Below are 16,689 nucleotides of genomic sequence, written 5' to 3' on the forward strand. Positions count from 1 at the left end.
GTTCAGGTGCCGTACTCCTGGATCCGTCTGCCATGGCTCCGGTCCACGAGCGCGGGCAGCCGCTCCCCCAACTCCCGGACGATTCCCGGCACGTCGAGGGTCAGCAGTCGGCGGTCGCGCATGAGGACGCGGCCGTCGACGATCGTCGTACGGACGTCCGAGGAGCGGGCGCTGTGGACGAGAGTGGCGGCGAGGTCGTGCACGGGCTGGGTGTGCGGCCCGGTGAGGTCCACGAGGATGATGTCGGCCTTCCGGCCCGGCGCCAGGCTCCCGATCCGTTCGCCGAGTCCCACCGCTCGCGCGCTCTGCAGCGTGGCATGGTCCAGTGCCTGCCGGGAGGTCAGCCAGCGGGGGTCGCCCTCGGTCGACTTCTGGATCAGCGAGGTGAGCGCCATGGAGTCCCACACGTCGAGCGAGCTGTTGGAGGCGGCGCCGTCGGTGGCAAGTCCGACGGGGACCCCGATCTCGCGCAGGGCCCGCACCGGCGTGGTGGTGGGCCAGGCGAACCTGAGGTACCCGCGGGGCGCGGTCGCCACGGCCGTACGTCCGTTCGTGCGCTCCAGGACGGGGAGGTCGCGCTCGATGACGCCGGTGCCGTGGGCGATGAGGACGTCGAGGTCACCGGTCAGGACGCCGGCGCGGGCCAGGACCTCGATCGGGGTGAGACCGTGCCGGGCGAGGCTGGCGTCGGTCTGGTCGCGGTTCTCGGCGGCGTGGATGTGCACGGGCAGGCCGTGTGCGCGGGCGAGGTCGGCGGTGGCGGCGAGGTCGGCGTCGTCGACGGTGTACGGGGCGTGCGGGGCGAGGGCGGTGGTGATGCGGCCGTCGGCGCCGCCCCGGTGCCGCAGCGCGAACTCCAGTGACCGCTCACGCCCTTGCGGCCCCTGCGAGGAGAAGTACGCCTCCCCGAGATGCGCCCGGATCCCGCACTCCTCGACGACAGCGGCCACGGTGTCCATCGAGAAGTAGTGGTCGGCGAAACAGGTGACGCCGCCGCGGATCATCTCGGCGCAGGCGAGCCGGGCGCCCAACTCCACGTCGATGGCGGTGAGGTTGGACTCGATCGGCCACACGACACCGTTGAACCACTCCTCGGTGGGCAGGTCCTCGGCGATCCCGCGCAGCGCCACCATGGGGGCGTGCGTATGGCAGTTGATGAGCCCCGGCATGGCCACCTGCCCGCGCGCGTGGATGTGTTCGGCCGCGTCCGGGAGCTCGACTCCCACGCCGATCGCCTCGATGATCCCGCCGCGTACGACGATCGAGGCGTCCTCCGTGAACTCGATCGCGTCGCCGGCGCCGGCGTGGCGGAGAGCGGTGCAACCGGTGATGACGAGATCCGCGGGGGCAGCGGGAGAAGGCGTCATGCCGCCACCGTACGGCGCGGTCGTGCCGTGGGCGGCGCCAACGGTGAGAACGGGCGGGCCCCGGCCGGCGTCAACCGGCGAGCGGCCTCTCGCCGGCCTCCGACACCCGCACGCGCAACCCCGCGCGCTCGCGCCGCACCGCGAGTTCATCCAGGAGTTCGGTGAGGTGTTCGGTGTGCCGGCGGGTGAGGTGTCCGGTGTCGTCGAGGTGTACGGCACAGGCGGTCGCTGTGTCGACAATTCGTTCGAGGGTGGCGGCGACCTCCCCCGTACCCTCGGTGTGCCGTGCCAGCGCGGGCAGTTCGGCGGCGGAGTGCGCGATGGCCGTACGGGCCTCGGCAAGCGCGCGATACGCCTCGCGACGCAGCATCCAGCGCGCGTGCCGGTCGTCCGAACCGCTCATCACATGCTGGAGGTAGTCCTGCGCGGCCTCGGCGGCCCGCGTCAGCCGCGCCCGTACGCCCCCGCCTCGCTGCCCGGGCATGGGCAGGTGCCCGACGACGAGTACGAGGGCGCAGGCGACCAGGGTCTCCAGGATCCGGTTCCACGACGCCTGGGGCTCGCCGCCCACCATCACCAGGGCGAGCACGAGCACCGTGACGACGGCGGTCTGGGCGGCGAAGTGCCGGGTGGCGACCGGGATCAGCGCGCCGCTCACGGCGACGAGCGCGACGAGGCCCTCGGGCCGGGGCAGTACGGCGGCGAACCCGGCGAAGACGACAGCCCCGAGGACCGTCCCGGCCGCCCGGCACAGGACACGCGAGACGAGCGGCCCGAGGTCGGGCTTGACGAGGAAGACGGCGGTGGCCGGAATCCAGTACCAATGGGCATGGTGCGTGGCCTGCGCGACAGCCGCACCGGCGCCGAAGCAGAGCGCCACCCGCAGCCCGTACTCGCGCCCACCGGAGTCGACAGCCGTGCGGAGCAGGGCCGTGACCCCACGGCGCCGGGTGTGCAGGTCATCTGTGTCGCCACCCCGGTCGAACGCGTCGGCGGCGTGCAGCAGGGCGTCGTCGAGGGCGCGCAGTCCCGGTGCGGAGCGGGCCGGAGCGGGCAGCGGTCCGGTGTGCGTGTTGGTCCGTACGGCGGCGGCGAGGCGTCGGGGCCCTTCCGCCACGCGCGCGTGGAGGGCGTCCCCGCTCCAGGCGAGGGCCGTCGCGGCCTCGGCGAGGGGCAGCGCGGCGGCGTACTGGGTGCGCAGCCGTCGCTCGTCCGCGGAACTGGCGTACTGGCGGATCCGGGGTCCGCCGAGGGCGTCCTGGGCGTGGTCGAGCGCGGCGGTGAGGGCGACTCGCCGAGCGCCGGCCTCGTCCGTACCGGCGGCGTCGAGGAGCTGGGCGACGGCGTCGTACACGGCGGCGACGGCGGTACGTTCCCCGTCGAACCGGAAGTCACCGGCGCCCCCGCCGGGGGTGGGCAGCGCGAGCCGCAGGGCGAGCAGCCAGCCGGCGCCCGCCAGGAAGAACAGCGCCCGTTCCCAGCCCGGCTCGGGCAACGGCATACCGGCCCCGATGGCGGCGGCGACCAGCAGTTGCGTACCCGCGCCGGAGGCGACGGGCCCGATGGCGCTGATGCCGCCCGCCAGGAGCCCCAGGCCGGTGAGGAGAAGGGTCAGCGGCGCAGCTCCGAACTGCTGTCCGGCGTAGGTCCCGACGACCAGCCCGAGGGCCCCTGCCGACGCGGGCACGCCGAGCCGCCTGACGGAGGAACGCCGGCTGCCCGGCCGGTCGTTGATCCCGGCGAGCATGGCACCGAGCGCGGCGACGACACCGAGGGAGGTGCGGCCGGTCAGCACACCGGCCAGCAGCAACGGCCCGGCGGCCAGCGCACCCCGGAGGACCGCGTTCCAGGGCACGGGTCCGCGCTGGGCGCGCAGGGTGTGGGCGAGCCAGGGCGGCAGGGCGAAACGCGGGCGCGCGCTGCTGGGGCGTGACACAGAGCTCCTGTCGGGCGAGGGCTGGGGGTGCGATGCCTTCGGGCGACGTCGGCCGGGCTGTGATGTCCACCGTAGTTCGGGGCGGTGGAGGAGATGGGACGCAAGTATTTCGGGGAGGTGACGGTCTGCGGGAAACCCGCGTTCTTTATGAACGCAAGGACGGAGAGGCGACGCAACCGTCCGTCGGCACACGCATGGGCGGCCTGACCTCGTACGCCCCTGGCCTGCGGCGGGAAGGCCGAAGTCCGCCCCCGAGATTCCGGTTGAGGGCAGGGCCGGCAACGGGGTCGGTCTCGTCCTGACCGTCTGCGAGCGAACCGTTCGGCTCCTGGCTCCAGGGCGGCTCGGGTGATTGTCAGTGGTGGGCGCTTCAATGGGAGGTGTCGTCACAGAGCGTCACGACCGAGCTACGGGGGAGGTAGTCATGGATTGCCATGCCAGCGATCGGGGCTACGAGGACAGTCGGGATCAGCAAGGCTCACAGAGCGGTGAAGGCTACGAGGAGGACGGACAGCGGTACGTCTCCCTGGCGGGACTGCGGGCTCGCGGGTGGACCGGCGGGATGGTGCACCGGCTGCTCGGGACACCGGACCGCCTCAGCGTCAATCCGCGGCTGAGGGCGGCGCCGCAGGTCCGGCTGTATCGCGTCGAGCGGGTCGAGGCGGCCGAGCGGACCGACGACTTCCGCAGGGTGGCGGCATTCTCGGCACGGCGATCGGAGGCGGTGCGCAACGCGGTACGCCGCCGCCGGCTGGAGGTTCTGGAGCGCATCAGGACCGAGCCGATCGAGGTACCGCGTCTGGATCCGGGCAAACTCGCGCTGCGGGCGGTGGAACACCGGGCACGACGGGAGGCGGCGGCCGGCTGCCGGATCGAGCTGACCGACGACAACTCCGGGCAGGACACGGGCCGTGTCCATCGCGCCTCTCTCGCCCCCTGGAAGGTCGACTACCTACGGCACCGGATGAGCCACTACGACGGGCTCCTGGACGGTCTGCCGGGAGGCGAGCGGGACTCCGGCCGGGCCGAGGCCACGGAACTGCTCCGCCGACGGATCTGCGCGGCCATCGCCGAGGCGTACCCGCCACTTGAACAGGAATGCGAGAGGCAAACGCGCGACCAATGAGCGGGTCCACCGCCAAGGTGAATCCCCAGGTGAGATCCCCTCCCGGGCCGGACATGCGCCCTGCTCACGTCCCTACGCTCCGGCCATGGAAGATGATCTCGCCCTGCGCGTGCACGAACGTCTGGCGGCGTGCCCCGGCCTGCGCCCGGTCGGGGCCGCCGAAGGACACCGGTTCGGCCTGTGGGACCTGGCCTCTCTCGCCGAGGGCGCCCTCGGCGAGTGCGCCGACCCGGACTCGCTCACGGCCTCGCACGAGAAGCGGTTGCGCCTTCGGCTGGGGGCGGCCGGGCGGGAGTACGCACACAACGACGACTACTGCAGGAGGTACTGGATCCGGGACCCCGCCGAGGACAGGGAAGACGGGCGGCCGAGGGGGCCGCTCGGGACCGTCGCCGTGGACACCTGGCCGAGCGGCGTGGGCTCGCTGCGCGTCTCGTCGCTGTACGTCCATCCCGTCGCCCGGCGACGCGGCCTCGCCTCGTCGACGCTGGACACGGTGTACGAGGCGTGCCGTGCCGAGGGCCTGCACGGCTTCCGGCTCGACACGTGCTGGACCTGGCAGCGGAGCGTTCGCTACTACCTCAACCGGGGCCTGTGGGTGACGTCGTGGAAGCGCGCGCTCGGGCTCGCCCGGCTGTCGTACCTGCCCCGGTACGAAGTCAGGGAGGCCGAGGGCGAGTTGACGTTCCTGGTGGCGGATCCGGAGGCGTGCGCGCCCGGAGCGGTGGTCCCGCTGCTCGTCGCCGGTGCCACCGACGGGCGGCTGCGGCTGCGGGAGACCGAGCAGTACGCCCGTACCCGCGACGAGCTGAACGCTGTCCGTTACTACGCACGGTCGACCCTCGCACTGCATCTCGCCGTGCGCGGACTGCCGTTGGTGAGAGGGGAGGAGGAGTGGGCCGAGGCGCTCGCGGGCCGGTGGTGCGACATCGGCGACCCGGAGGGTCTCGCGCGGAAGATCGAGGCCTTCGAGCAGGTGGCACGAGACGACGGCTGGCGACTGACAGGCCTGTACGACCGGTCGTCCCAGGCGCGCCGCGACTGACACCGCCCCGCAGTTACACGGACCTGCCCGCCACACGGACGGACCGGAAATCGGCCCCGCCGTACGACCACCACAGCGTGCCCTCGCCGAAAATCCGGGTGCGCCAGACGCCCGGCATTCCGCATGATCGGCAGGGTGCCCTGTGGGCGCCCCTCACGTCCGCTCCGTCCGTCCGCCGTCCCGCCACTCGCCTCTCCAGGAGCCCGCCATGCTCAAGCGCGTCACCGTCCCCGGTCTGTTCCCGCCGCCCACGTACTCCCATGCGTCCGTCGTCGAGGCGGGCACACGTCTCGCGTTTCTCGCCGGCTCCGTGCCGCTGGACGCGGAGGGGCGGATCGTCGGGGTGGGCGATCCGGTGCGGCAGGCGGAGCAGGTGATCGCCAATCTGGGCGAGCAACTCCGGGCGGTGGGAAGCGACTTCTCCCATGTCCTGGCGACCGATGTGTACGTCGTGAGCGGCGAGCCGGGGGTACTGGGCGCCGTCTGGGAGGTCGTCGAAGCGTCCGGCCTGTCCACTGGACCGCATTCGTCGACCCTGATCGGGGTGGCCTGCCTCGGTTACACAGGACAGCTGGTGGAGATCACGGCGACGGCCGCCGTCCCGTAAATCCAGGTGCGTTCGGTACGGCATCTCTGGCAGGCTCCGCCCCCGTGACCCCCTCAGCCCCCGCCCCGAAGATCACCCTCCGCCGCGCGACGGCCGACGACGCCGGTGCCGCGGCCGACGTGCTGTTGCGGTCCAGGACCGCCGCCCTGCCCACCGTCGCCTGGCCGCGGTCCGAGGACGAGGTCCGCGACTACTTCCGGGACGTGGTGGTGCCGCACCGCGAGACCTGGGTCGCGGAGGCGCCGTCCGGGGGCGGGACGGTCGGCGTGATGGTGCTCGCCGGTGACGAGGTGTCCCAGCTGTATCTGCTCCCCGGCTGGCGTGGACACGGCATCGGTGACCTCTTCGTCGCGCTCGCCAAGGAACGCAGCCCGGACGGACTGACCCTGTGGACCTTTCAGGTCAACAAGCCCGCCCACCGCTTCTACGAGCGCCACGGCTTCGTCGCCGTCGAGCGCACGGACGGCAGCGAGAACGAGGAGCGGGAGCCGGACGTGCGGTACGTCTGGCAGCCGAACCGCGCATACCGCGTATAGGGGCGGCGGGCCCGGGCTCACTGCCGTGCGTTGCCGGCCAGGTCGAGGTCGTACGACACCTACTGCTGTCCGGTCGGCAACTGTCGTGGGCACAATCCGAAGCCCACGGAGCCCCCGGTGCCCGCGAAGCCCGCGGTCACCGCCGTCCGTCCCCTGACCGGGCACATCACCCCCCGAGCCGCCCCGAGAGCACCCCATCGGCGCCCCGAAGCTCCCGCCCATGAGCCGCTCCCTCACTCCGCCGGTCGCCCCCACCCCCGCCTCTTTGGCAACGGCTTCGCATAGCTCCCCGCCCGGCTCGTCGTCAGCCCCAGGGCGACCAGTGACTCCGCCAGCTTGACCGCCGCACCCACCCCGTCGACCACCGGCAGCCCCAGCTTCTCCCCCACCGCCCGCTGCAGACCGGTCATCCCCGCGCAGCCCAGGACCAGTACCTCGGCCCCCGCCGCCACCGCCCGCTCGGCCGCCGCGACGAACGCCTCCTCGGTGCGCCGGTCGTCGCCGAGTTCGAGAACGCCGAGGCCGGTGCCGACGACGGCCGCGCAGTTCCGTCCGACGCCGGCCGTGTCGAGGCTGTCCTCGATCTGGCCGCACGAGCGTTCGAGGGTGGTGACAACCCCGTACCGCCGCCCGAGCAGACACGCGAGGTGCGCGGCGGCCTCGGTGATGTCGACGACGGGTACGTCCATCAACTCCCGTACGCCCTCCCGCCCGTGCTCACCGAACCCGGCCATGACGACGGCGTCGCACGGACCCTCGTACGTCCGCAGGGTGTCGATGACGGCGGCGGCCGACAGATAGCTGTCGAGCCAGCCCTCCGCCGACCCGGGTCCCCACGTGGGGGTGAGACCGTGCACGGTGGTGCCCGGGCCTGCGGCGGCCCGGGCACCTCGTACGATCTCCTCGGTCATCGTCTGCGTCGTATTGCAGTTGGTGACGACGATCCGCACGCTCAGCCCGCCGCAGAAGCGGAAGCGGACGTCTCCTCGGCGGCGGCAACCGACTCGGCCCGCTCGTCCCGGCACAGGAGCGCGTACAGCCCCGCCGCCAGCGCGGTGCCGATGAACCACGAGTACGGGGCCACATCGTGGAAGTCCTTCACCAGGGCGAGGACCGCCGCGACCCCGGCCGCGGGCAGGAAGGCCCACAGGGCTTTGGGGTTGACGCCCTTGCGGTAGTAATAGCGCGATCCGGGCTCGCCGTTGAAGAGTTCGTCGACGTCGATGCGGCCCTTCTTGACCCAGAAGTAGTCGAGCATGATCACGCCGAACAGCGGTCCGAGGAAGGCACCGAGACCGCCGAGGAAGTACTGGACGACCGTGGGGTTGGAGAAGAGGTTCCACGGCGTCACCACCAGCGCGGCCACCGTGCTGATCATGCCGCCGATCTTGAAGCTGATCTTCTGCGGCCAGACGTTGGCCAGGTCGTACGCGGGTGAGACGAAGTTGGCGACGATGTTGACGCCCATGGTGGCGATGGCAAAGGTCAGGGCCGCCAGGACGAGCACCCAGGTGTTGCCGACCTTGGCGACCAGCTCCGCGGGGTCGGTGATGGCCTCGCCGAACACCTCGATGGAGCCGGCCGTGACGATGACCGAGACGATCACGAAGGCGGTCGAGTTGAAGGGCAGTCCCCAGAAGTTGCCGCGCTTGACGGTCTTGTAGTCGGGCGCGAAGCGGGAGAAGTCGCAGAAGTTGAGCATCAGCGTGCCGTACGTGGCGATGATCAGCCCGATCGCGCCGAACCACTGCCGCCACTGCTCGCCGACGGAGACCGGGTTCGGGGTGGAGGTGAGCGAGATGGTCCAGCCCGCCTTGGAGAGGACCCAGACGGCGAGCGCGATCATGACCAGCCAGATGGCCGGACCGCAGAAGTCCTGGAACTTCCGTACGGACTCCATGCCCTGGCTGATGATCAGCGCCTGGATCAGCCACAGCGAGACGAAGGAGAGCCAGCCGAGCGCGTCGAGACCGAGGAACGAACTGTGTGTCCAGGATTCGAGCCCCGGCCAGGCCGCGAGGAGCATGACGTTGACGGCGACGGAGGCCAGGTAGGTCTGGATGCCGTACCACATGATGGCGATGACGGCCCTGATCAGCGCGGGGATGTTGGCACCCCAGACGCCGAAGCTGATCCGGCTGACGACGGGGAACGGAACGCCGTGCCGCTGGCCGATCCGCCCCATCCAGTTCATGCCGACGTAAATGATCACAAAGCCGACGAGGAGGGAGGTGAAGATCTGCCAGACGTTCATGCCGAGGACCAACAGGCCTGCGGCGAACGTGTAGTTGCCGAGGTTGTGGACGTCCGACATCCACATCGCGAAGAGGTCGAAGACCTTCCAGTTGCGCTTGTCCGCGGGCGCGAGGTCCTCGTTGGTGAGCCGCGGATCGGGGACGAAGGCCGGGGTACCGGTGACTTCGGCACGGTCGGCTAGGGACACGGTGACTCCAGGGGCGAGGGGACGGAGCAGGCGGGGGTGGGGGATGGAGGAGCAAGAGGCGGAACAGTTTGGTATACCAAACTGTCGTCATGGTCCCTCCGTCAAGAGTCCGGTCCGATATCCGCTCCGTTACGGCTCTGTAAATCACCCCCGGGTCGGCGAAGATGGGCCCATGACGAAGATCGAACCGCTCGGAGCGGTGCGCGAGCGGGTCCTGGCGGCCCTGCGGGAGGAGATCATCGCGGGCCGGCTCGGGCCCGGGGACCGGCTCGTCGAACGCGAACTGGCCGAGCGTTTCGGGGTCTCCCGGGTCCCCGTCCGCGAGGCGATCCGGGCCCTGGTCGCCGAGGGATTCGTCCTCTTCGAGACCCCGCGGCGCACAGTCGTACGCCGTCTCACCCGGACCGACGTGGCCGAACTCTTCGAACTGCGCGAGGCGTTGGAGGTCTACGCGTCCGGCCTCGCCGCGACCCGCGCGACCCCGGCCGACCTGGCGGAACTGGCGGAACTCCTCGACCGGGCCGCCGCGGCGACGGCGGCGAACGACGCCGAGACCATCACCGACGTCAACACCCGCTTCCACGACCGCATCCTGGCCACGGCCGGCAACAGCCTGCTGATCTCGGTCATGGAACCGGTCGACGGCCGACTGCGCTGGCTCACCCGCCGCAACGAGGAGTGGCCCCATCTCCTCGCCGAACACCGCGAGTTGTACGACGCGATCGCGTCCGGCGACCCGGCGCGGGCCCGCGCCCACGCCCTGACCCACGTCCAGGCCAACCACCGCTCGACGGTGCGGCACCTCTTCGGCACGGAAGGCGACCTGTGAGCGCCCGTACGGTGATCGGCGCCGCCCGCACCCGCCCCTGCACGCTGGTCGTCTGCCGTGGCTGCTGCTGCGGCGACCCGCGCAAGTACCCCGGCTACGACCACGACTGGCAGCTGGAGCGGCTGCGTGCGGCGGCCACCGCCTCCGCCGGACGCCTCGCGGTCCGTACGACGGACTGCCTCGGCCCCTGCGACCAGGCGAACGTCATCGTCGTACAGCCGTCCGGCGAGGGACGCGGGCGTGGCGGGAAAGCCGTGTGGATCGGCTGGTCGATGGGCGACGACTGCACCGACGAGATACTCCGCTGGGCGGAGGCGGGCGGCCCTGGAATCGCCCCTCCCCCGCCCACGCTGGAACTCCAGGTCATCCAGTCCTCGGGCGAGCGCACCCGGGACCGCACCCGCCGCAATCGCTAGCCGACAGCGGCCAGTCGTCTCAAGCCAGCTCAGCCGGCTCAGCCGCGGGCGGCGTACCGGTCCGTGGCCGCCACCAGCTCGTCCACCATGCCGGGCGCCCCCGCGTTGTGCCCCACCTCGTCGACGACGATCAACTCACTGCCGGGCCAGGCGTGATGGAGCCGCCACACCGTGCCCAGCAGGTTTCCTGGGTCGAGGCTGCCCTGGACGAGGGTGCCGGGGATGTTCTTGAGCAGGTGTGCGTCGCGCAGTACGACGCCGTGCGCGCCCTCGTTGCCCTCGCCCAGGAAGTGGTCGGCACCCCAGTAGTGGGTGACGGTCCGGGCGAAGCCCATGCGGAACACCGGGTCCTCGTAGCGCGGTACGGAACGGGGCGGCGCCGGGATCATGGCCGTCTCCCAGTCGGTCCACGCCCGCGCGGCACGCTCTCGCACCTCGGGGTCGGGCGACTCCAGCAGCCGGTTGTACGCGGCGGCCAGGTTCCCGTCCCGCTCATCCTCGGGCACCCCGGCGCGGAACTTCTCGAACCCCTCCGGGAACAGTTGCCCAAGTCCCCTGGTCAGCAGGGCCACTTCGGCGTCGGAGCCGGTGGCGACGGCGGTGAGCACCAGCTCGGACACGACCTCAGGGTGCGTCTGCGCGTACCGCAGCCCGAGCACCGACCCCCACGACACCCCCCACACCAGCCACCGCTCGATCCCCAGGTGCCGCCGCAGCAGCTCCAGATCGGCAAGAATGTGGTCCGTCGTGTTGACGCTCATATCGGTGTCGTACGCGCTCGCGTGCGGCGTCGAACGCCCGGCGCCCCGCTGATCGAGCAGCACGATCCGGTACGCGGCCGGATCGAAGTACCGCCGGGAGAACGCTCTCGCCCCGGACCCCGGCCCACCGTGCAGGAACACCGCCGGTTTGCCCCGCGGGTTGCCGCAGACCTCCCAGTAGACGTGGTTGCCGTCCCCGACGTCGAGCATGCCGTGGTCGTACGGTTCGATCTCCGGATACAGGCCCATCGGAGCAACGTAACGCGCGTACGCCGGTCCGGTCGCACGAATTTCGCGCGGGTGCCCGGGCCGGCGCGGGCGCTCTCACCGCTCGTGCGGGAGTCCGGCCGCGCTCGCCGCGTCCCGCAGCACATCCCGGAGCATCGCGGGTGTGAGGCGGCCGGTGAAGGTGTTGCGCTGGCTGACGTGGAAGCAGCCGAAGAGGCGCAGCCCGCCGCCGAGCGTGACCCGCGCCCCGTGCCCGAAGGCGGGGCGCGGACGCGGCACGCTCCAACCGGCCGCGTCGAGGGCGGGCAGGGCCGCCTGCCAGCCGAACGCCCCGAGCACCACCACGGCCCGCAGCGTCGGCCGGAGCAGCTCCAGCTCGTGCACCAGCCACGGCCGGCACGCGTCCCGCTCCCCGGGCGTCGGCTTGTTCTCGGGCGGGGCGCAGTGCACGGGCGAGGTGATGCGTACGCCGTACAGTTCGAGCCCGTCGTCGACGCTCACCGAGCCGGCCTGCGAGGCGAGCCCGACCTCGTGCAGCGCCGCGTACAGCACGTCCCCGGAGCGGTCCCCGGTGAACATCCGACCGGTGCGGTTCCCGCCGTGGGCGGCGGGCGCCAGCCCCACGATCAGCAGCCGGGCGTCCGCCGGCCCGAACCCGGGCACCGGCCGCCCCCAGTAGTCCCAGTCCGCGAAGCCGGCCCGCTTGGTACGGGCGACCTCCTCCCGCCAGGCGACCAGCCGGGGGCAGGTCCGGCACCCGGCGATCCGCTCGTCGAGCCCCGACAGACCGGTGTCCATGGGTCCACGGTAGAGCGGCCGGGCAGAAGCGGCGGAGCATGGCCGCCGCCAGGGACCGGAAGACCTGTCCGGTCCGTCCGGCCCGGAGCGGTGAACCGGAGTACTAAAGTCGAGGGCATGGCATCTGGCAGGGCTCCGGAGGACCCGGACACCGAAGGCGGCGCGCACACCGAAGACGGCACCCGGGACGGCACCGTGGCGGGCACCGCACCGGTCTCCCCCGCGGTGGCCGCTGCCGACGCCGCCCGTCCGGCGAGCGGTGAGAGCGTCCGTATCGACAGCTGGATCTGGTCCGTGCGTCTCGTGAAGACCCGTTCCATGGGCGCGACCGCCTGTCGAGGCGGCCACGTACGCGTCAACGGCGAGCGCGTGAAGCCCGCGTACGCCGTGCGGGTCGGCGACGAGGTCCGCTACCGCCATGCCGGTCACGAGCGGATCGTCGTGGTGAAGCGGCTGATCCGCAAGCGGGTCGGAGCCCCGGTAGCCGTCGAGTGCTACGTCGACAACAGCCCTCCGCCGCCACCCCGCGAGGCGGTCGCCCCGGCGGGCATCCGCGACCGCGGCACGGGCCGCCCGACGAAGCGTGACCGCCGCGAGATGGAACGCCTCCGAGGCCTCACCGGCCCCGACGACGACTCGTAGGAGCCGGCCGACTCTCCTGTCCTCGCAATGCCCTCGCGGACGTGACCCCGCAGGGCCAGGGCCCCGAGGACGCGGCAGCGGCGTCAGGGTCCGCACGACCCGCCGAACACCACCCCCAGCCGTACGTCGGCATCTCACGCCCGTCGCCGCACCAGGCGGAGCAGGTCCGCGTTGTGTCCTCGGCGGGCCCAGGCGATGAGGGTGAGCGGCACGATGAGGATCAGGGGCGTCGCCGCGTACTGCCCGTCGAAGACAGCGACCTGCACGACGAACGCGCCGACCATCAGCGCGCTCAGCGCCATCGCGGCCACCGACTGCAGCACCGGGATCAACAGCGCGACGGCTCCCGCCAGTTCGAGCAGTCCGATGGTGTACATCCCGGGGTTGCCCCAGCCCATCTTGTCGAAGGACTCGACGGCCGACGGGTGCGCGATCAGCTTGGGCAGCGCGCTCGCGAACCCGTAGAAGAGTGCCAGCACCACCTGGAGCGCCCGCAGCGCGATCCAGGCACGCCGCCCACGGGCGGACACGGACTCGGCGGAAGCGACCTGCGTGGTGGAAGCGTCGGTGGCGAGGGGAGTGACGGGAGCGGTGGTCTCGGACATGGAGGTCTCCTGTGTGAAGCGGTTCGCGTTGCTGTCACAGAGATAGACCACCCGCCGACCCAGAACTCATCGCCACCCGGCAGGACTTCTCAGACCGGCCCCAGAGCCTGGTGCGGCCCGCCGGGAAGCTCGACCTACCCCCTTCCCCTACCCACTGACCGCTCTCACCCAGACCCCGTCCTCCGTCAGATACCGGTCGACTCGCAGCCCCGCCTCCCCCAGCGCCTCCTCGAACTGCTCCGGTGTCAGCGGCCGGGCCAGGAAGGTCTGGGTCCACACCGCGTCCGGGAACTCGTACTCCGCGCGCACCGAGTTGACACCGTCCCCGACCGGCTCCGACGACACCACCCGGATCGTGGAACCGCTCGGGCCGACCCGCTCACGGGGCAGGTTCGTGTGGTAGTCCGCGCCCTCCCGCTGGATCAGCACCTGGCCGCCCTCCGCGAGATGCCGGGCACAGGTGCGCAGCAGCCCCCGCCGCACCTCGGCGTCCCCGGCGTGCACGAGGAACGACGCGAGCATCACCACGTCGAACTTCTCACCCAGATCGAGATCCTCGATCGGGCTGCATATCGTGCGCGCTCCCCTGACGCGCTCCAGCATCTCGGCCGACTCGTCGACCGCCGTGACCGTGAAACCGCGCTCCAGGAGCGGGTGGGTCATACGGCCGACGCCGCTGCCCAGCTCCAGGATGTGCGCGCCTCCCGGCGCCGACGCGGCGATGATGTCCGGCTCGTCCCTGATCGGCAGCCTCGAGTAGAGCTCGACCGCGCAGCCGTCAGGGGTGATCGCACCGGGTCCCGTGCCTTCATGTCCTTCACGCATTTCGAGTCGCATGCCCGCACAACGGCCCGCAGCGGCACGGGCGTTCCCGCCCTTCGCCTGTTCACCCGTTCGAGTCAAACCGGCGGGAGCGGGAACCATCCGTGCCCGATGTACCAGTGACCGCCCGCCCGCAGATGGTCCCCGACAGCCCGTTCCACCGTGGTCCGCCGGGGCAGTTCGGCGACCGGGAGGTCCGGGTTCCCGAAGACGAACTGGACCGGTTGGGTGTCGGCCGGCTCTCCCGCCTCCGGCGCGATCCGGAAGCGTTCCTGGAAGCGGACGATGTTGGAGTCCGCGCCCAGATACCGCTTCAGCTGCGGATCCAGCAGCCAGGAGTGACAGACCCCGGCCGTGTACCGCTCCCCCGGAATGTGCCGCGCGAAGAAGTCCAGAGCCAGTGCCAGGGACCGGTCGCAGGCGGCGGGGGACAGCGGTCCGTGGAAGTCGGGGATGTGCACGCTGAGACACATGGCGTCCGCGTCCGAGGCCAGGCCGGTGGCGGTGAGCGGCCCCGCCGCCTGCTCTCGCACGCGCGCCCGCTGGAACTGCAGCCGCCCCAGCTGGAACAGCTCCCCGTGAAAATGCAGGGCGAGCCACCACGGGGCCTGGACACCGCCCTGGCCATGCCTTCTGCGGTGCAGCGCCATGTGCCGCCCGACGTCGGCGAGCGTACGGCGGGACACCTCGGGCGGGACCCCCAGGGCATGGTGATGGGCGCGTACGCGGGAAAGCGCCGCGACGTACACGTACACGGCGAAGTACCGGCCCAAGGCGGCCGACGCCCCGTCCGCCCGGCCCTCCGCCCGCCCGGTGAACAGCTCCGCGATCCGGTCGTCGGGCCAGGGCGCCGCCCCGCCGATCTCGCCCATGTTCCGGACCAGCCCCTCGACGCACTCCTCCAGGAGTCGCATAGCGGCGGAGTCACAGCTCAACAGGCTCCGCAGTGCCACCAGTTCGTTGATGTCCTCATGGGGCACGGCCAGGTCGAGCAGGATCTCGGGGAGGTCGTCGGCGTCCGGCAGCACGGTGTGGTTCTCCCTCGTCGTCCCGGTGAGCCGGCGGTCCGGCCCACGCCCCTTGGTCAACGTCCGGCGCGAAGAGTACGTTGCAAAGAGAGGTAGTGGTCCCGATGCGTACAGGCAGTGAGCCCATGACAGCGCGCAGTGCTCTGCGGGCGCGGCTGTGGCTCAGCGTGTGGGGGCTGGTCTGGGCGATCGCGGGAACGGCCGTGTTCGCGCTCGCCGGGCGGCCCGGGTGGGCGGCTGCCTTCGGTGTGCTGTGGCTGGTCGTCACGGTCGACATGACCATGATCCTGCGGCACATCCGACAGGGCCCGCACTACCAGCCGGGCCCCGACATCCCGCCGTACCGGCCGCCTGAACACGGCCCCTGACCCCACGCGCGCGGATGCACTCATCGGAGTCGACCGTCCACCGCCGACGGCTCAGGACGGCGAGTCGTCGAAGCGCGCCGCTTCCAGATAGCGCGGGTTCGGGTCGAGTGCCGCCGCGAGCCGGAAGTGGCGCTTGGCCTGGTCGGGACGGCGCTGGCGCTCGTAGGTGCGGGCGAGCGCGTAGTGCGCGAAGGCGTTGTCCGGCTCGCGCTCCAGAACGATCGTGAACTCAAGCTCCGCGGGGCGCAGTTGGGCGGCGGCGAAGAAGGCACGCGCGCGCAGCAGCCGGGCTGCCGTGTTCTCGGGGTGCGCGGCGATCACGGAGTCGAGCAGTTTCACCGCGCCACGGGGATCGCGGGCTTCGAGCAGGCGCTCGGCCGCGCGAAAGTCGATGACATGCGTCTCCGGAGTACGTCCGGTCCATCCGCTGGTCTCGGGCACGGCAAAGTCCTTCCCTCACTACGGCGGTTCAACGCCAGTCCGCGGCAACGCTATTCCCGCGCGGCCCGCGCTCTGCGTACGAGTTCCGCCCATACGTCCGTTACACGCTGTTCCAGCTCTCGCAGCGGCACGTCGTTGTCGATGACGACGTCCGCGATCTCCATGCGCTGCTCGCGGGTGGCCTGGGCGGCCATGCGCGCGCGTGCGTCGTGTTCCGTCATGCCGCGCAGCCGGACCAGCCGGTCGAGCTGGGTCTCGGGGCTCGCGTCGACGACGATCACGAGGTCGTACAGCGACTTGAGGCCGTTCTCCGCGAGCAGCGGTACGTCGTGGATCACGACGGCGTCGTCCGCCGCGGCGGCTTCGAGAGCACGGGAGCGGACGCCCACCAAGGGGTGCACGATCGAGTTGAGGACGGCGAGCTTCTCCGGGTCGGCGAAGACGATCGAGCCCAGCTTGGGCCGGTCAAGGCCGCCGTCCTCGGCGAGGACCTCCGTGCCGAAGGCTTCGACGACCGCCGCGAGGCCCTCGGTCCCCGGCGCGACGACCTCGCGCGCGATGCGGTCCGCGTCGATCAGGACGGCGCCGCGCGCGACGAGGAGCCGTGACACCTCGCTCTTGCCGGCCCCGATGCCGCCGGTCAGGCCCACTGTCAGCATGACCGGCAGCTTAGGTCCTGCCACTGACAGCC

Annotated in this window: 19 protein-coding genes; 8 read left to right on the forward strand and 11 right to left on the reverse strand. The window is 71.6% G+C overall.

Going from position 1 to position 16,689, the window contains the following annotated elements; all coding sequences use genetic code 11:
* Window positions 1-2 precede the first annotated feature (2 nt).
* Window positions 3-1,367, reverse strand: a complete 1,365-nt coding sequence (locus OG241_RS13930; RefSeq protein WP_405815637.1) for an amidohydrolase — start codon at window positions 1,365-1,367, stop codon at window positions 3-5.
* Between the two features lie 70 nt (window positions 1,368-1,437).
* Window positions 1,438-3,303, reverse strand: a complete 1,866-nt coding sequence (locus tag OG241_RS13935; protein ID WP_405815639.1) for an FUSC family protein — start codon at window positions 3,301-3,303, stop codon at window positions 1,438-1,440.
* A gap of 424 nt (window positions 3,304-3,727) precedes the next feature.
* Here OG241_RS13935 and OG241_RS13940 point away from each other — a divergent pair, with 424 nt between their 5' ends.
* The 4 genes from OG241_RS13940 to OG241_RS13955 all read left to right on the forward strand — a co-directional run bounded on the left by OG241_RS13940 (window position 3,728) and on the right by OG241_RS13955 (window position 6,617).
* Window positions 3,728-4,429, forward strand: a complete 702-nt coding sequence (locus OG241_RS13940; RefSeq protein ID WP_405815640.1) for a hypothetical protein — start codon at window positions 3,728-3,730, stop codon at window positions 4,427-4,429.
* Between the two features lie 85 nt (window positions 4,430-4,514).
* Entirely contained in the window at window positions 4,515-5,474 is a 960-nt protein-coding gene (locus OG241_RS13945; protein ID WP_405815641.1) for a GNAT family N-acetyltransferase, read from the forward strand.
* A gap of 208 nt (window positions 5,475-5,682) precedes the next feature.
* Window positions 5,683-6,081, forward strand: a complete 399-nt coding sequence (locus OG241_RS13950; protein ID WP_405815642.1) for a RidA family protein — start codon at window positions 5,683-5,685, stop codon at window positions 6,079-6,081.
* 44 nt (window positions 6,082-6,125) lie between these two features.
* On the forward strand, window positions 6,126-6,617 hold the full coding sequence (locus OG241_RS13955) for a GNAT family N-acetyltransferase (RefSeq protein ID WP_405815644.1): 492 nt from the start codon (window positions 6,126-6,128) through the stop codon (window positions 6,615-6,617).
* A gap of 233 nt (window positions 6,618-6,850) precedes the next feature.
* Here OG241_RS13955 and OG241_RS13960 read toward each other — a convergent pair whose 3' ends face one another.
* Together OG241_RS13960 and OG241_RS13965 are read right to left on the reverse strand one after the other, a co-directional pair.
* On the reverse strand, window positions 6,851-7,567 hold the full coding sequence (locus OG241_RS13960; protein WP_405815645.1) for an aspartate/glutamate racemase family protein: 717 nt from the start codon (window positions 7,565-7,567) through the stop codon (window positions 6,851-6,853).
* Between the two features lie 2 nt (window positions 7,568-7,569).
* Window positions 7,570-9,060 (reverse strand): NCS1 family nucleobase:cation symporter-1, encoded by a 1,491-nt coding sequence (locus tag OG241_RS13965; protein WP_405815646.1) that lies wholly within the window; start codon window positions 9,058-9,060, stop codon window positions 7,570-7,572.
* A gap of 172 nt (window positions 9,061-9,232) precedes the next feature.
* Between OG241_RS13965 and OG241_RS13970 the strand changes: the two genes are divergently transcribed.
* Together OG241_RS13970 and OG241_RS13975 are read left to right on the forward strand one after the other, a co-directional pair.
* Window positions 9,233-9,889 (forward strand): GntR family transcriptional regulator, encoded by a 657-nt coding sequence (locus OG241_RS13970; RefSeq protein ID WP_405815647.1) that lies wholly within the window; start codon window positions 9,233-9,235, stop codon window positions 9,887-9,889.
* On the forward strand, window positions 9,886-10,305 hold the full coding sequence (locus OG241_RS13975) for a (2Fe-2S) ferredoxin domain-containing protein (RefSeq protein WP_405815648.1): 420 nt from the start codon (window positions 9,886-9,888) through the stop codon (window positions 10,303-10,305). The genes OG241_RS13970 and OG241_RS13975 overlap by 4 nt, the downstream gene beginning before the upstream one ends.
* 38 nt (window positions 10,306-10,343) lie before the next feature.
* Here OG241_RS13975 and pip read toward each other — a convergent pair whose 3' ends face one another.
* Together pip and OG241_RS13985 are read right to left on the reverse strand one after the other, a co-directional pair.
* Entirely contained in the window at window positions 10,344-11,315 is a 972-nt protein-coding gene (pip, locus tag OG241_RS13980) for a prolyl aminopeptidase (RefSeq protein ID WP_405815649.1), read from the reverse strand.
* A 75-nt stretch (window positions 11,316-11,390) separates the two neighbouring features.
* The gene (locus OG241_RS13985; protein ID WP_405815651.1) at window positions 11,391-12,092 is read right to left on the reverse strand and encodes a uracil-DNA glycosylase; all 702 of its coding nucleotides are present in this window, start codon (window positions 12,090-12,092) and stop codon (window positions 11,391-11,393) included.
* 117 nt (window positions 12,093-12,209) lie between these two features.
* Between OG241_RS13985 and OG241_RS13990 the strand changes: the two genes are divergently transcribed.
* Window positions 12,210-12,734: an RNA-binding S4 domain-containing protein gene (locus OG241_RS13990; RefSeq protein ID WP_405815652.1), complete on the forward strand. Its 525-nt coding sequence runs from the start codon at window positions 12,210-12,212 to the stop codon at window positions 12,732-12,734.
* 134 nt (window positions 12,735-12,868) lie between these two features.
* Here OG241_RS13990 and OG241_RS13995 read toward each other — a convergent pair whose 3' ends face one another.
* The 3 genes from OG241_RS13995 to OG241_RS14005 all read right to left on the reverse strand — a co-directional run bounded on the left by OG241_RS13995 (window position 12,869) and on the right by OG241_RS14005 (window position 15,189).
* Complete coding sequence (locus tag OG241_RS13995) at window positions 12,869-13,339, reverse strand: DoxX family protein (protein ID WP_405815653.1); 471 nt, start codon at window positions 13,337-13,339, stop codon at window positions 12,869-12,871.
* A 147-nt stretch (window positions 13,340-13,486) separates the two neighbouring features.
* Complete coding sequence (locus OG241_RS14000) at window positions 13,487-14,164, reverse strand: class I SAM-dependent methyltransferase (protein WP_405815654.1); 678 nt, start codon at window positions 14,162-14,164, stop codon at window positions 13,487-13,489.
* A gap of 74 nt (window positions 14,165-14,238) precedes the next feature.
* A complete protein-coding gene (locus tag OG241_RS14005; RefSeq protein ID WP_405826197.1) occupies window positions 14,239-15,189 on the reverse strand; it encodes an acyltransferase domain-containing protein in 951 nt (316 codons plus the stop codon).
* A 104-nt stretch (window positions 15,190-15,293) separates the two neighbouring features.
* On the opposite strand from OG241_RS14005, the gene OG241_RS14010 reads away from it, so the two are divergent.
* Window positions 15,294-15,557, forward strand: coding sequence for a DUF6343 family protein (locus tag OG241_RS14010; RefSeq protein WP_405815655.1), 264 nt, complete (start codon window positions 15,294-15,296; stop codon window positions 15,555-15,557).
* 51 nt (window positions 15,558-15,608) lie between these two features.
* Here the strand turns inward: OG241_RS14010 and OG241_RS14015 are convergent, their stop codons facing one another.
* Window positions 15,609-15,998, reverse strand: a complete 390-nt coding sequence (locus OG241_RS14015) for a tetratricopeptide repeat protein (protein WP_405815656.1) — start codon at window positions 15,996-15,998, stop codon at window positions 15,609-15,611.
* Between the two features lie 50 nt (window positions 15,999-16,048).
* The gene (gene coaE / locus OG241_RS14020) at window positions 16,049-16,657 is read right to left on the reverse strand and encodes a dephospho-CoA kinase (protein ID WP_405815658.1); all 609 of its coding nucleotides are present in this window, start codon (window positions 16,655-16,657) and stop codon (window positions 16,049-16,051) included.
* Window positions 16,658-16,689: the final 32 nt, after the last annotated feature.

The sequence above is a fragment of the Streptomyces sp. NBC_01390 genome (assembly GCF_045040105.1).
GTDB lineage: Bacteria > Actinomycetota > Actinomycetes > Streptomycetales > Streptomycetaceae > Streptomyces.